The sequence below is a fragment of the Geobacillus sp. YHL genome (assembly GCF_022341265.1).
Classification (GTDB): Bacteria; Bacillota; Bacilli; order Bacillales; family Anoxybacillaceae; genus Geobacillus; species Geobacillus thermoleovorans.
Genome location: NZ_JAEIGB010000001.1, coordinates 394,320 through 409,184 on the forward strand (window position 1 = coordinate 394,320; position 14,865 = coordinate 409,184).

At 54.4% G+C, this 14,865-nt stretch carries 14 protein-coding genes; 12 read left to right on the plus strand and 2 right to left on the minus strand.

Annotation, left to right across the window (positions count from 1 at the left end):
* Window positions 1–52: 52 nt before the first annotated feature.
* The gene (locus JCR24_RS01895) at window positions 53–187 is read right to left on the minus strand and encodes a YqzM family protein (protein WP_011231993.1); all 135 of its coding nucleotides are present in this window, start codon (window positions 185–187) and stop codon (window positions 53–55) included.
* 284 nt (window positions 188–471) lie between these two features.
* Between JCR24_RS01895 and holA the strand changes: the two genes are divergently transcribed.
* Window positions 472–1,518 carry a DNA polymerase III subunit delta gene (gene holA, locus JCR24_RS01900; protein WP_011231992.1) on the plus strand — a complete coding sequence of 349 codons (1,047 nt, stop codon included), beginning with the start codon at window positions 472–474 and terminating at the stop codon, window positions 1,516–1,518.
* A gap of 72 nt (window positions 1,519–1,590) precedes the next feature.
* Here the strand turns inward: holA and rpsT are convergent, their stop codons facing one another.
* Entirely contained in the window at window positions 1,591–1,860 is a 270-nt protein-coding gene (gene rpsT, locus JCR24_RS01905; RefSeq protein ID WP_011231991.1) for a 30S ribosomal protein S20, read from the minus strand.
* A 183-nt stretch (window positions 1,861–2,043) separates the two neighbouring features.
* Between rpsT and gpr the strand changes: the two genes are divergently transcribed.
* From gpr to JCR24_RS01960, 11 genes are all read left to right on the plus strand, one after another.
* Window positions 2,044–3,162, plus strand: a complete 1,119-nt coding sequence (gene gpr / locus JCR24_RS01910; protein ID WP_011231990.1) for a GPR endopeptidase — start codon at window positions 2,044–2,046, stop codon at window positions 3,160–3,162.
* A 74-nt stretch (window positions 3,163–3,236) separates the two neighbouring features.
* Complete coding sequence (gene spoIIP, locus JCR24_RS01915; RefSeq protein WP_011231989.1) at window positions 3,237–4,436, plus strand: stage II sporulation protein P; 1,200 nt, start codon at window positions 3,237–3,239, stop codon at window positions 4,434–4,436.
* A 12-nt stretch (window positions 4,437–4,448) separates the two neighbouring features.
* Window positions 4,449–4,787: a YqxA family protein gene (locus tag JCR24_RS01920; protein WP_011231988.1), complete on the plus strand. Its 339-nt coding sequence runs from the start codon at window positions 4,449–4,451 to the stop codon at window positions 4,785–4,787.
* Between the two features lie 257 nt (window positions 4,788–5,044).
* Window positions 5,045–6,874, plus strand: coding sequence for a translation elongation factor 4 (gene lepA, locus JCR24_RS01925; protein WP_011231987.1), 1,830 nt, complete (start codon window positions 5,045–5,047; stop codon window positions 6,872–6,874).
* Window positions 6,875–6,948: 74 nt separating this feature from the next.
* Window positions 6,949–8,088 (plus strand): radical SAM family heme chaperone HemW, encoded by a 1,140-nt coding sequence (gene hemW, locus JCR24_RS01930; RefSeq protein ID WP_238979977.1) that lies wholly within the window; start codon window positions 6,949–6,951, stop codon window positions 8,086–8,088.
* An 83-nt stretch (window positions 8,089–8,171) separates the two neighbouring features.
* Window positions 8,172–9,206, plus strand: coding sequence for a heat-inducible transcriptional repressor HrcA (hrcA, locus tag JCR24_RS01935; protein WP_014196378.1), 1,035 nt, complete (start codon window positions 8,172–8,174; stop codon window positions 9,204–9,206).
* Window positions 9,207–9,304: 98 nt separating this feature from the next.
* Complete coding sequence (gene grpE / locus JCR24_RS01940) at window positions 9,305–9,946, plus strand: nucleotide exchange factor GrpE (protein ID WP_033025858.1); 642 nt, start codon at window positions 9,305–9,307, stop codon at window positions 9,944–9,946.
* A 23-nt stretch (window positions 9,947–9,969) separates the two neighbouring features.
* The gene (gene dnaK / locus JCR24_RS01945; RefSeq protein ID WP_013144701.1) at window positions 9,970–11,793 is read left to right on the plus strand and encodes a molecular chaperone DnaK; all 1,824 of its coding nucleotides are present in this window, start codon (window positions 9,970–9,972) and stop codon (window positions 11,791–11,793) included.
* Window positions 11,794–11,922: 129 nt separating this feature from the next.
* Window positions 11,923–13,071 (plus strand): molecular chaperone DnaJ, encoded by a 1,149-nt coding sequence (gene dnaJ, locus JCR24_RS01950; protein WP_011231982.1) that lies wholly within the window; start codon window positions 11,923–11,925, stop codon window positions 13,069–13,071.
* Between the two features lie 5 nt (window positions 13,072–13,076).
* On the plus strand, window positions 13,077–14,015 hold the full coding sequence (prmA, locus tag JCR24_RS01955; protein WP_033025857.1) for a 50S ribosomal protein L11 methyltransferase: 939 nt from the start codon (window positions 13,077–13,079) through the stop codon (window positions 14,013–14,015).
* Between the two features lie 17 nt (window positions 14,016–14,032).
* Window positions 14,033–14,809: a 16S rRNA (uracil(1498)-N(3))-methyltransferase gene (locus JCR24_RS01960; RefSeq protein ID WP_011231980.1), complete on the plus strand. Its 777-nt coding sequence runs from the start codon at window positions 14,033–14,035 to the stop codon at window positions 14,807–14,809.
* Window positions 14,810–14,865 lie beyond the last annotated feature (56 nt).

The following is a 14,865-nucleotide window of genomic DNA, read 5'->3' on the forward strand; positions in this document are numbered from 1 at the left end:
CGGAACGTTTCAGCAGAAACAAAAAAATAAGGATTGCTTATGTAAGCAATCCTTATCGACCGAAAAATTCGATCAACGTTGCGATGATGAACATGGTAGCGAAAAAGCCGAACGACACGATGAATCCGACGGCGGAATCGACGGCGTCATTTCGTTGGCTTTGCACTTCCTTTTCAAATACGTTCATCGTTTTCCCCCTCCTCGTTCAATCATTTTTAGTATAGACGAAAACGCGTGAAAAATCTACCGCCGCTCGCTTCTTTTCCTTCCTTGACAACAGTTGACACAAATACTTTCAAACAGCCGGGAAAACATAAAAATAACCCGCTGGCCAATAAGGTCCTAGGACTTATAGGCTGGCGTTTATATAAAGGGGAACCGGTTTTTTCGGCAGCCGGTTCCCTTGTAAAATGACGAAAAACGGTGTATCTTTTCTAGCAGAGACGTTTGCTAGGGAATGGAGACGGGAACATGCTGGAACGCGTATGGGGAAACATTGAAAAACGGCGTTTTTCTCTTCTTTATTTATTATACGGCAATGAGCCGTTTTTATTAACGGAAACGTATGAGCGATTGGTGAACGCAGCGCTTGGCCCCGAGGAGCGGGAGTGGAACTTGGCTGTGTACGACTGCGAGGAAACGCCGGTCGAGGCGGCGCTTGAGGAGGCCGAGACGGTGCCGTTTTTCGGCGAGCGGCGTGTCATCCTCATCAAGCATCCATATTTTTTCACGTCTGAAAAAGAGAAGGAGATCGAACATGATTTGGCGAAGCTGGAGGCGTACTTGAAGGCGCCGTCGCCGTTTTCGATCGTCGTCTTTTTCGCGCCGTACGAGAAGCTTGATGAGCGAAAAAAAATTACGAAGCTCGCCAAAGAGCAAAGCGAAGTCGTCATCGCCGCCCCGCTCGCCGAAGCGGAGCTGCGCGCCTGGGTGCGGCGCCGCATCGAGAGCCAAGGGGCGCAAGCAAGCGACGAGGCGATTGATGTCCTGTTGCGGCGGGCCGGGACGCAGCTTTCCGCCTTGGCGAATGAAATCGATAAATTGGCCCTGTTTGCCGGATCGGGCGGAACCATCGAGGCGGCGGCGGTTGAACGGCTTGTCGCCCGCACGCCGGAAGAAAACGTATTTGTGCTTGTCGAGCAAGTGGCGAAGCGCGACATTCCAGCGGCGTTGCAGACGTTTTATGATCTGCTTGAAAACAATGAAGAGCCGATCAAAATTTTGGCGCTGCTCGCCGCCCATTTCCGCTTGCTTTCGCAAGTGAAATGGCTTGCCTCCTTAGGCTACGGGCAGGCGCAAATTGCTGCGGCGCTCAAGGTGCACCCGTTCCGCGTCAAGCTCGCTCTTGCTCAAGCGGCCCGCTTCGCTGACGGAGAGCTTGCTGAGGCGATCAACGAGCTCGCTGACGCCGATTACGAGGTGAAAAGCGGAGCGGTCGATCGCCGGTTGGCCGTTGAGCTGCTTCTGATGCGGTGGGGCACCCGCCCGGCGCAAGCGGGGCGTCACGGCCGGCGGTGAAGCGATCGCCCGGCCGTTTGCCGTGAACATAAAGAAAAACAAAAAAACGACCTGGCGCCAGGTCGTTTTTGATTAGGAAGCTTGGATGCTGTTCAATTTTTTCGCTAAGCGCGATTTTTGCCGGCTGGCGGCGTTTTTATGGATAAGGCCTTTGCTTGCAGCTTTGTCTAATTTTTTCGACGCAATAATGAATGCCTCGCGCGCTTTTTCCACGTCTTTCAATTCAACAAGCGCTTCAAATTTTTTGATCGCCGTACGCATGGCCGATTTCATCGAGGCGTTGTGAGCCCGGCGCTTTTCGCTCGTTTTCGCGCGTTTGATCGCTGATTTGATGTTAGCCACGTTCGTTCACCTCCGTTACCATTCCTACTTTCTGTTGTGAACAACAGGAAGAACAAGTGTTATTCTATCAAACGTGTTTGGATTATGCAAGAGTGTTCAAGCGAAAATCCTTTACGAAACATGAATGACCGGGCCTGATTGCGGCGACAATAAAAGAAAACGGCAGAAATGGGGAGGAACGACATGGAACAGCCGCTCGATTTACGCCAGTACTCGGTGCGCACGGATTTAGCGATCGAAGCGCATGAGATCGCACTCGAGGAGCGCTTGCAGCAAAAACAAGAAAGCGCCGCGCCGATTGAGGGGGTCATCATTCATGACGAGGAGATCAACGGCGTCAAGCTGTCGCATGTGCATGTCACGGAACAAGGAGCGGCCTCGATCGGCAAAAAGCCAGGCCACTACGTGACGATTGAAGCGCAAGGCATCCGCGAACAAAACACCGAGCTGCAGCAAAACGTGCAGCGCATTTTTTCCGAGCAGCTCAGCGCCTTTTTCAAGCGGCTCCGCATTCCCGATCAAGCGAGCTGCTTGATCGTCGGGCTCGGCAACCAAAACGTCACCCCGGACGCGCTCGGGCCGCTCACGGTGGAAAACGTGCTTGTCACCCGTCATTTGTTCCAGCTGCAGCCGGAAAGCGTCGAGGAAGGCTTCCGGCCGGTGAGCGCCCTTGCTCCGGGGGTGATGGGGACGACCGGGATTGAAACGAGCGACATTATCGACGGCGTCGTCCGGAAAACAAAGCCGGATTTTGTCATTGTGATTGACGCCTTGGCTGCCCGCTCGATCGAACGGGTCAACGCGACGATTCAGATTTCTGACACCGGCATCCATCCTGGCTCCGGGGTCGGCAACAAGCGGAAAGAGTTAAGCTATGAAACGCTTGGCATTCCGGTCATTTCGATCGGCGTTCCGACGGTTGTCGATGCGGTCTCCATCACGAGCGACACGATCGATTTCATTTTGAAGCACTTCGGCCGCGAAATGCGCGAAGGGAAACGGCCGTCAAGCGCGCTCGCTCCGGCGGGCTGGACGTTTGGGCGCAAACGAAAATTGACGGAACAAGACATGCCGTCGCCGCAAGAACGGTCGACGTTTCTTGGCATGGTCGGCACGCTTGGCGATGAAGAAAAGCGGCGCCTCATCTATGAAGTGCTCGCGCCGCTTGGGCATAATTTGATGGTGACCCCAAAAGAGATCGATTCGTTTATCGGCGATATGGCCAACTTATTAGCCGGCGGCTTGAATGCGGCGCTGCATCGGCAAGTCGACCAAGGCAATGTCGGCTCCTACACCCATTAGACAAAAAACAGTTCTATCTTTTCCCGCTTGGCCATACGTTAAACTGAGGAGACAAGCCGGGAAAGGGTGGGAATATGAAACGATGGCGCTCCCCAAACGTCATGATCGCGATTCCAGGAGCCAGCATAAAGAAACTGTTGATGCTCATCATCCTTGGCTGCATGATGATGTTTATGCTTGTCGGAGCGCTCACATCGCTGCGGCCGGAATACCGTCCGTCGTCATCATCGCTGAACGATATGGCGGCCCATTTTCCGGAAGAGACGTTCATTCGTCTGTTCGCCTTGGAAAATCGATATTTTGCGCAGCTGCTGCCGAAAGATCGGCGGCAGACGAATTACTCATCGCTATTGTTCCGCCTGGCGACGAGCATCAATCCCGATGACCCGCGCAGCCTGCTTGGCAGCGAGCTGCCGGGCTTTGCCCTTTATGACAGCAAAATTCTCATCGCTGGTGAAGGAACGGATTATACGAACATGCCATACGAATCAGCGCCGCCGCTTGAGGCGATGCTTGCGGAACGGCAAGCCTCGGTCGATGAACTCGAACAAGCAAACAAGAACGAAGATGAAAAACCGGTTCCCCCGCCATCGCAGACGACCGGAGGGAAAAAAGTGGTCTACATTTACAATACCCATACGCATGAGTCGTTTTTGCCGGCGCTCAAAGGGGTCACTGACCCGGATTTGGCGTTTCACCCGACGGTCAACATCACAAAAGTGGGGGAAAAGTTAGCGGAAGAACTGGAAAAGCGCGGCATCGGGGCTGAAGTGAGCAAAATCGACATTGTCAGCGAATTGTTAAAGAAAGGGATGAAATACTCCCAATCGTATGATATGTCCCGCCAAACAGTGGTCGCAGCAATGAAGCAAAATCGTGACTTGCACTACTTCATCGATATCCATCGCGATTCGCGGCGGCGGAAATATACGACGGCTACGATCAACGGCGTTGATTATGCGCGTGTCGCATTCATTATTGGCGGAGAAAACGCGACATACGAGAAAAACTTGCAGCTGGCTACCGCGTTGCATCAGTTGCTGCAAAAGAAATATCCAGGGTTGAGCCGCGGGGTGATCGAGAAAAAAGGAGCCGGGACGAACGGCAAGTTTAATCAAGATTTATCGGAAAACGCGATTTTAATTGAAGTCGGCGGTGTTGACAATACGTTTACTGAGTTGTTTCGTTCCGTGTCGGCGTTGGCCGATGTGTTCAGCGACTATTATTGGCAGGCGGAAAAAGTCGAAGCGCCGGCTCCGGCGGAGAAAAAGTAAAGGAGCGTCACTATGGCACGATGGTTCATCCGCTTTACTCTAGCGATCTTTCTTCTTTTTTTCGGCGTGTTGTTTGGCATGCAAGAGGCGCATCGCGGCATGGAACGGATGCGCGGTTATGCCGATCCGTCGTTTCCATCCGTCATCGATATGAAAAAAAGGGAAAATGGTGAGGTGGAAGCGGCGGTGTTTGGCCGGCCGGTCGTTGCTGGAGATTTAGGAGAAAAGCAAGAAACGATTCGCGAGCTGAAAACGTTCAACTTGTTCTCTAGGCTCGGCCAACTTTTTGCCGATGCCGTCACCGCGCTCATGGAAATGCTGTTTTCGCTCGTCGGCCGGGTGTTGGACTAGCCCGTTCATGTGCGGACGAAACAGGAACGTGCCGTCACAATGGCGGCTTTTTCTTTTGGACGCCGTCCGCCGGCTGGAGCACAAAGTGCTGCGCTTTCCATATTGTCGATTGTTTTCTTGGCGCGGCTCTGGCCGTTTCGCGTCTTTCCGGAAAGCCCGAACGGCGGCTTGGCTTTTCGTTCATCATTGAATCTTCTTCGCGCTGTTGCTATAATCAAAGCTAGTGTAGTTTTGCGAAGAAGCAGGAGTGAGAGACGATGAACCGGGAAGAACGGTTGAAACGGCAGGAACGGATCCGCAATTTTTCGATTATTGCTCACATTGACCACGGAAAATCGACGCTGGCGGACCGCATTTTGGAAAAGACGGGGGCGCTGTCGGAGCGTGAATTGCGCGAGCAGACGCTCGATACGATGGAGCTTGAGCGCGAGCGCGGCATCACGATTAAATTGAATGCGGTTCAGTTGACATATAAAGCGAAAAATGGCGAAGAGTATATTTTCCATTTGATCGACACGCCGGGCCACGTCGACTTTACGTACGAAGTGTCGCGCAGCTTGGCCGCTTGCGAAGGGGCGATTTTGGTCGTCGATGCGGCGCAAGGCATTGAAGCGCAGACGCTCGCCAACGTGTATTTGGCGATCGACAACAATTTAGAAATTTTGCCGGTCATTAACAAAATCGATTTGCCAAGCGCTGAACCGGAGCGGGTGCGTCAAGAAATTGAGGATGTCATCGGTTTGGACGCCTCTGACGCGGTGCTTGCTTCGGCCAAAGTCGGCATCGGCATCGAAGAAATTTTGGAAAAAATCGTCGAAAAAATTCCGGCTCCCTCGGGTGATCCGGATGCGCCGCTGAAGGCGCTCATTTTTGATTCCCTTTATGACCCGTACCGCGGCGTCGTCGCCTATGTCCGCGTCGTCGACGGAACGGTGAAGCCAGGGCAGCGCATTAAAATGATGTCGACCGGCAAGGAGTTTGAAGTGACGGAAGTCGGCGTGTTCACGCCGAAGCAAAAAGTCGTCGACGAATTGACGGTCGGTGATGTCGGCTATTTGACCGCCTCGATTAAAAACGTGAAAGATACGCGCGTCGGCGATACGATCACCGATGCCGAACGGCCGGCAGCTGAACCGCTCCCGGGCTATCGGAAGCTCAATCCGATGGTGTTTTGCGGGATGTATCCGATCGATACGGCGCGCTACAACGATTTGCGCGAGGCGCTCGAGAAGCTGCAATTGAACGATGCGGCGCTCCACTTTGAGCCGGAAACGTCGCAGGCGCTTGGGTTCGGCTTCCGCTGTGGATTTCTCGGCTTGCTTCATATGGAAATCATCCAAGAGCGGCTCGAGCGCGAATTTCATATCGATTTGATCACGACCGCGCCGAGCGTCGTTTACAAGGTGCATTTGACCGACGGAACGGAAGTTGACGTCGACAACCCGACGAACATGCCCGACCCGCAAAAAATCGACCGCATTGAAGAACCGTATGTGAAAGCGACGATCATGGTGCCAAACGACTATGTCGGTCCGGTGATGGAGCTGTGTCAAGGAAAGCGCGGCACGTTTGTCGATATGCAATATTTGGATGAAAAGCGCGTCATGCTCATTTACGATATTCCGCTCTCCGAGATCGTCTACGACTTTTTCGACGCTTTAAAGTCGAACACAAAAGGGTACGCGTCATTCGACTACGAATTGATCGGCTACCGGCCGTCCAATCTCGTCAAGATGGATATTTTGCTAAACGGCGAAAAAATCGATGCCTTATCGTTTATCGTTCACCGCGACTCTGCGTACGAGCGCGGCAAAGCGATCGTTGAAAAGCTGAAAGATTTGATTCCACGCCAGCAATTTGAAGTGCCGGTGCAGGCGGCGATCGGCAACAAGGTCATCGCCCGTTCGACAATCAAAGCGTTGCGCAAAAACGTGCTCGCAAAATGTTACGGCGGCGACGTGTCGCGGAAGCGGAAGCTGCTTGAGAAGCAAAAAGAAGGAAAGAAGCGGATGAAACAAATCGGGTCGGTCGAAGTGCCGCAAGAAGCGTTTATGGCCGTCTTGAAAATCGACGACCAGAAAAAATAACGAGCAAGGCTGTCTCCGTTGGGGATAGCCTTGTTTGTTTCCTGCGGCGCCGCCGGCTGAAAGGAGGAGGACCGATGGCCGTTTCAGCGTATTTTCATATTCCATTTTGCGCCCATATTTGCCATTATTGCGATTTTAACAAAGTATTCGCCGCCGGCCAGCCGATTGACGACTATTTGCGGGCGATGGACAAAGAAATGGTGTGGACGGCGGCGGAATTTGGCAGCCAACTCAAGACGCTGTTTATCGGCGGCGGCACGCCGACGGTGCTTGAGCCGGCGCAGCTCGGCTGTTTGCTTGCGAGCATCCACCGCCATTTTCAGTTTGACCCGCAAACGGCCGAATTTACCGTCGAAGCCAACCCGGACGGCTTGACGAAAGAAAAGCTCGCTATTTTGCGCGATGCCGGAGTGAATCGACTGAGCCTGGGGGTGCAGACATTTGACGATCAGCTTCTGCAAACGATCGGCCGCACGCACCGGCGAGGCGACGTCATACGGGCTGTAGCGTTGGCCAGAGAAGTCGGGTTTCAGAACATCAGCATTGATGTAATGTACGGTTTGCCGGGGCAGACGCTTGAGCAGTTTACGGCCGATTTAGAAGCGGCGTTTTCGCTTCATGTGCCGCATCTTTCTGCTTATTCCCTCATTTTGGAGCCAAGGACGATTTTTTATAACGAATGGCGGAAAGGGCGGCTCCGTCTACCGGGCGAAGAGATGGAAGCCGAGATGTACGAAGCAGCGATGGAGCAGATGGCTGCCGCTGGCTATCGGCAATACGAAATCAGCAACTATGCTTTGCCGGGATTTGAAAGCCGGCACAACTTGACGTACTGGAACAACGAGGAGTACTACGGCATCGGCGCTGGGGCGCACAGCTATATCGACGGGGTGCGGCGGGCGAATATCGGTCCCATCCGGCATTACATCAGCGCGATCGAACGCGGCCAATGGCCGCACCGCGACGTGCGCCGCTTGACCGTTCGCGAGCAGATGGAAGAGGAAATGTTTTTAGGGCTGCGCAAAACGGAAGGGGTGTCCAAAGCCTGCTTTCGGCAAAAGTTCGGCCGCGACCTCCACGACATATTTGGCGCGGCGATCCGCCGGGAAATCGAAAACGGACGCCTCGAGGAAACGGAGACTCACATCCGCTTGACCAAACGAGGCAAGCTGCTCGGCAATGAAGTGTTTGCCGCGTTCCTCGGCGAAATGTAAACATTGACATTTGCCGGGCGATTTGCTACCCTAGTAGTAGATTTAGCACTCGAATTGTTCGAGTGCTAACAGAGGTGAGACACGTGCTAACGGACCGCCAACTGCTGATTTTGCAGGTGATTATCGACGATTTCATTCGTTCTGGGCAGCCGGTCGGTTCGCGGACGTTATCGAAAAAGCATCAAATCGCGTTCAGCTCGGCGACGATCCGCAATGAGATGGCGGATTTGGAGGAGCTCGGCTATATTGAAAAAACGCACATTTCTTCCGGCCGTGTGCCGTCGGAAAAAGGGTACCGCTACTACGTCGACCATTTGCTGCCGCCGCAGCGGCTGACAAGGGCGGACATTCAAAAAATCCGCTCCGTGTTTGCCGAGCGCATCTATGAGCTGGAAAAACTGATGCAAAAGTCGGCGCAAATTTTATCCGAGCTGACGAACTATACATCCATCGCGCTCGGGCCGACGTTTAAAGAAAGCAAACTGAAGCGGATGCAAATCGTTCCGCTCAACGAACAGACAGCCGTCGCCATCGTCGTGACGGACACCGGCCATGTTGAAAACCGGGTCGTGACGATTCCGTCATCGATGGACGCAGGCGACCTCGAAAAAATGGTCAACATTTTCAACGAGCGGTTGAACGGCGTTCCGCTCATTGATTTGAAAGAAAAAATGGAGACGGAAGTGGCCGACGTATTGCGCCGGCACATCCGCAACTACGACAGCGTGCTCAATACGCTCATTGAGACGCTCGATGCCCCTGAAGAAGAAAAAGTGTTTTTCGCCGGCAAGGCGAATATGCTCAACCAGCCGGAGTTCAGCGACATCCAAAAAGTGCGCCCGCTTCTGGACATCATTGAGCAGGAAAAAGACATTTATCGCCTGCTCCGCAAGCAAACCCAAAAAGGAGTGCGGGTTTCGATCGGGCATGAAAACGAACTGCGCGGCATGGAAAACTGCAGCTTGATTACAGCGACGTATTCGGTCGGCGATGAGCCGCTCGGGGCGATCGCGATTCTTGGTCCAACGCGCATGGAATACTCGCGCGTCATCACTGTCTTAAACCGTGTCGCTTCCGATTTGTCGGCCGCGCTCGCGAAATGGTATCAAAGTCAATAAGAATGGCCATATTGGATAACGGATGGATCGCGCATCCATCCTTTCCTTGTGGCCATTGATACATAAAAGGGAAGAGCCCCGGCAGGGAGGTGAAAGCGATGGAGCAAGGAGAAAAACAAGTGATGGAACAAGCTACATACGATGAGCCGGAGCGGGAGCAACCGATCGAGGAAGAAGCCGCCCCGCAGCCCGAGGGGGGATCAGGCGGCGTTCCGCTTGAAGAGGCCGGTGGGGAGGAAGCGGCGGAGCCGGCGGAAAAAGCGCCAACGGCCGAGGAGTTGGCGGCGGCCAAGGCGCAGATCGCCGAATTGGAAGCGAAGCTTTCAGAGATGGAACACCGGTATCTCCGCCTGTACGCCGATTTTGAAAACTTCCGCCGCCGGACGCGCCAGGAGATGGAAGCGGCTGAAAAATACCGCGCCCAAAGCTTGGCGAGCGATTTGCTTCCGGTGCTTGACAACTTTGAACGCGCGTTGAAAATAGAGACGGACAACGAACAGGCGAAATCGATTTTGCAAGGGATGGAAATGGTGTACCGGTCGCTTGTTGACGCCTTGAAGAAAGAAGGCGTCGAGGCGATCGAGGCGGTCGGAAAGCCGTTTGACCCTTATTTGCACCAAGCCGTCATGCAGGCGGAAGCGGAAGGCTATGAGCCGAACACGGTTGTTGAGGAGCTGCAAAAAGGTTATAAGCTGAAAGACCGCGTGCTGCGGCCCGCCATGGTCAAAGTAAGCCAATAAACGGAAACGGAGGGTGATCAGTGATGAGCAAAATTATCGGCATCGACTTAGGAACGACGAACTCTTGCGTCGCCGTGTTAGAAGGCGGCGAAGTGAAAGTCATTCCGAATCCGGAAGGAAACCGCACGACCCCGTCGGTCGTCGCGTTTAAAAACGGCGAACGCCTAGTCGGCGAAGTCGCCAAACGGCAAGCGATCACGAACCCGAACACGATCATCTCGATCAAGCGCCATATGGGGACGGATTACAAAGTCGAAATCGAAGGGAAGCAATATACGCCGCAAGAAATTTCGGCGATCATTTTGCAATACTTGAAGTCGTACGCCGAAGACTATTTGGGCGAGCCGGTGACGCGTGCGGTCATCACGGTGCCGGCGTATTTCAACGACGCCCAGCGCCAAGCGACGAAAGACGCCGGCCGCATCGCCGGCCTCGAAGTCGAGCGCATCATCAACGAGCCGACGGCCGCGGCGCTTGCTTACGGCCTTGATAAAGAAGAAGACCAAACGATTCTCGTCTATGACTTAGGCGGCGGGACGTTTGACGTCTCGATTTTGGAGCTTGGCGACGGCGTGTTTGAAGTGAAGGCGACGGCCGGCGACAACCATTTAGGCGGCGACGACTTCGACCAAGTGATCATCGATTATTTGGTCAATCAGTTCAAGCAAGAGCACGGCATCGATTTGTCGAAAGACAAAATGGCGCTCCAACGCTTGAAAGATGCCGCGGAAAAAGCGAAAAAAGAGCTGTCCGGCGTCACGCAGACACAAATTTCGCTTCCGTTTATCAGCGCCAATGAAAACGGTCCGCTCCATTTGGAAATGACGTTGACAAGAGCGAAATTTGAAGAGTTGTCCGCCCACCTCGTCGAGCGGACGATGGGGCCGGTCCGCCAGGCGCTTCAAGACGCCGGCTTGACGCCAGCCGATATTGATAAAGTCATTTTGGTCGGCGGTTCGACGCGCATTCCAGCTGTCCAAGAAGCGATCAAGCGCGAGCTTGGCAAAGAGCCGCACAAAGGCGTCAACCCGGACGAAGTCGTTGCCATCGGTGCGGCGATCCAGGGCGGGGTGATCGCTGGCGAAGTGAAAGATGTCGTCCTGCTTGACGTGACCCCGCTTTCGCTTGGCATTGAAACGATGGGCGGCGTATTTACGAAACTGATCGAACGGAACACGACGATCCCGACAAGTAAATCGCAAGTGTTCACAACGGCGGCTGACAATCAAACGACGGTCGACATTCACGTTTTGCAAGGAGAGCGCCCGATGGCGGCGGACAACAAATCGCTCGGCCGCTTTCAGCTGACCGGCATTCCGCCGGCGCCGCGCGGCGTGCCGCAAATTGAAGTGACGTTTGATATTGACGCCAACGGCATCGTTCACGTGCGCGCCAAAGATTTAGGAACGAACAAAGAGCAGTCGATTACGATCAAATCGTCGTCCGGCCTGTCGGAAGAAGAAATTCAGCGCATGATTAAAGAAGCGGAAGAAAACGCCGAAGCCGACCGGAAGCGGAAAGAAGCCGCCGAGTTGCGCAACGAAGCCGACCAGCTCATTTTCATGACCGACAAAACGATCAAAGAAGTCGAAGGAAAAGTGAGCGCCGATGAGATCAAGAAGGCGCAGGATGCGAAAGAGGCGTTGAAAGCGGCGCTCGAGAAAAACGACATCGACGACATCCGCAAGAAAAAAGACGCGCTGCAAGAAGCGGTGCAGCAGCTGTCGATCAAGCTGTATGAACAAGCGGCGAAACAGGCGCAAAGTGCAGGATCGCAAGGCGGCGCTGCCAATCATAAAGACAACGTGGTGGACGCCGAGTTTGAAGAAGTGAACGACGATAAATAATGCAACCGAAAGTCAAAGTCAGGCCTGCCTTGGCTTTGACTTTTTTTCTAGCATTGACATATTGCCTTGCCGCAGAGGGAAATGATAAAATTAAATTTATGTGAGTGAATCGGGAGTGGATGATCAACGATGGCGAAGCGCGATTATTACGAGATTCTCGGCGTCAGCAAAAACGCGACGAAAGACGAGATCAAAAAAGCGTATCGAAAGCTTTCGAAGCAGTATCATCCAGATGTGAACAAAGCCCCGGACGCCGCGGAGAAGTTTAAGGAAATTAAAGAGGCGTACGAAGTGTTAAGCGATGATGAAAAGCGGGCCCGCTACGACCGCTTTGGCCATGCCGACCCGAACGAAACGTTTGGCGGCGGCGGATTCCAAGGCGGAGGGTTTGATTTCGGCGGCTTTAGCGGCTTTGGCGGTTTTGAAGATATTTTTGAAACGTTTTTCGGCGCCGGTCCGCGCAGGCGGGCGAGCGGTCCGCGCAAAGGCGCGGATGTCGAGTATATGATGACGCTTACGTTTGAAGAAGCGGCGTTCGGAAAAGAAACGGAAATTGAAATTCCGCGGGAAGAGACGTGCGACACGTGCCAGGGCAGCGGAGCGAAACCGGGCACAAGCCCGACGTCTTGTCCGCATTGCCACGGCAGCGGGCAAGTGACAAGCGAACAAGCGACGCCATTTGGCCGCATCGTCAACCGCCGGACATGCCCCGTCTGCGGTGGCACGGGCCGGTACATTCCGGAGAAATGCCCAACGTGCGGCGGCACGGGACGCGTCAAACGGCGGAAAAAAATTCACGTCAAAATTCCAGCCGGCGTCGACGACGGCCAGCAGCTGCGCGTCGCCGGCCAAGGGGAGCCAGGGGTCAATGGCGGGCCCCCGGGCGATTTGTACATCATCTTCCGAGTCGAACCACATGAGTTTTTCAAACGCGACGGCGACGATATTTATTGCGAAGTGCCGTTGTCGTTCGCCCAGGCCGCGCTCGGCGATGAGATCGAAGTGCCGACGCTCCATGGCCATGTGAAGCTGAAAATCCCGGCCGGCACGCAAACGGGCACGCGCTTCCGCTTGAAGGGAAAAGGGGTGCCGAACGTACGGGGCTACGGCCAAGGCGATCAGCACGTCATTGTCCGCGTTGTGACGCCGACGAAGCTGACCGAAAAGCAAAAGCAGCTGCTGCGCGAGTTTGAACGGCTCGGCGGAGACACGATGCACGACGGGCCGCACGGCCGTTTTTTTGAGAAAGTCAAAAAGGCGTTTAAAGGAGAAGCGTAAGCGCGATGAAATGGTCAGAAATCAGCATTCATACGACGCATGAGGCGGTCGAGGCGATTTCGAACATTTTGCATGAAGCGGGCGCCGGCGGCGTCGTCATCGAAGACCCATACGATTTGGTCAAAGAACGGGATGACTGGTACGGCGAGATCGTCGAGCTCAACCCGGACGACTATCCGGAAGAAGGGGTGATCATTAAGGCATATTTGCCGGTCAACAGTTTTCTTGGCGAAACGGTCGAACAAATTAAGCAGGCGATTAACAATTTATGGCTGTATGATATCGACCTTGGCAAAAATAAAATTACATTGAGCGAAGTAAACGAAGAGGAATGGGCAACGGCGTGGAAAAAGCATTATCACCCGGTGAAAGTGTCCGAAAAGTTTACGATCGTGCCGACGTGGGAAACGTACGAGCCGGCGTCTAGTGATGAGCTGATCATCGAAATGGATCCGGGCATGGCGTTTGGGACCGGCACGCACCCGACAACGGTCATGTGTCTGCAGGCGCTCGAAAAGTATGTGCGCCCCGGCGATCATGTCATTGACGTCGGCACCGGCTCCGGCATTTTAAGCATCGCCGCAGCGATGCTTGGCGCTCAGTCGGTGCGGGCGCTCGATTTGGACCCGGTGGCGGTCGACAGCGCGCGGCTGAACGTGAAGCTCAATAAGGTGCAGCATATCGTAACGGTCTCACAAAACAATTTGCTCGACCATATCGAGGAACCGGCTGATGTGATCGTCGCCAATATTTTAGCGGAAATCATTTTGCGCTTTACTGGTGACGCCTACCGGTTGTTAAAGCCAGGCGGCCGCTTCATCACGTCTGGCATCATTCAGGCGAAAAAGCAGGACGTCAAAGACGGGTTGCTTGCCGCCGGCTTTGCCATTGAGGAAATCAACGTGATGGAAGACTGGGTGGCGGTTGTCGCCCTGAAACCGTAAGCAAAGAAGGGATGGCTGTGCAGCGCTATTTCGTTTCCGGCCAGGCGCAACAAGGCGGGATCGTCGCGATCAGCGGCGATGATGCCTATCATATCGCCCGCGTCATGCGCATGAAGCCGGGGGACGGGATCATTTGCGTCTTTCCAGACGGGCGCACGGCGGTGTGTGAAATTGAACAAATTGCCAATGAGCATGTGCAAGCTCGTATTGTACAATGGAAAGAGGAGCGAAGCGAGCTGCCGGTGCGCATCTACATCGCCCAAGGGCTGCCGAAAGGCGAAAAGTGGGAGCTCGTCATCCAAAAAGGAACAGAGCTCGGCGCCGCCGGCTTTCTTCCGTTCGAAGCCGCCCGGTCGGTCGTGAAATGGGACGCGAAAAAGGCGGAGAAAAAAGTCGAGCGATGGAAAAAAATCGCGAAAGAAGCGGCTGAGCAGGCTGAACGAACGGTGGTGCCGGACGTGCGGGCGCCGCTTTCGTTTGTCGAGCTCCTCTCCTTTGGCCAAACGGTCGATGTTCGGCTGTTTGCCTACGAAAAAGAGGCGCGAAACGCCCGGCATGCCGCGCTTCCGGCGCTTCTTTCCCGCCTCCGTCCGGGCGGCGCGTTGCTGGCTGTTTTCGGGCCAGAAGGCGGGTTCAGTCCGGAAGAAGCAGAACAGCTTCGGCAGCACGGCTTTTCGCCGTGCAGCCTTGGGCCGCGCATTTTGCGGACCGAAACAGCTCCGCTCTATTTGCTTTCCGCCGCCTCTTATGAATGGGAGCTGCGCGCGCCGAACGGCGAAGCGGAGCGCGCTTAGTGAGCAACATTGGCTGTTTCTTATAAAAGTTCGGTCCCGCTGATCCCTAAGCGGGG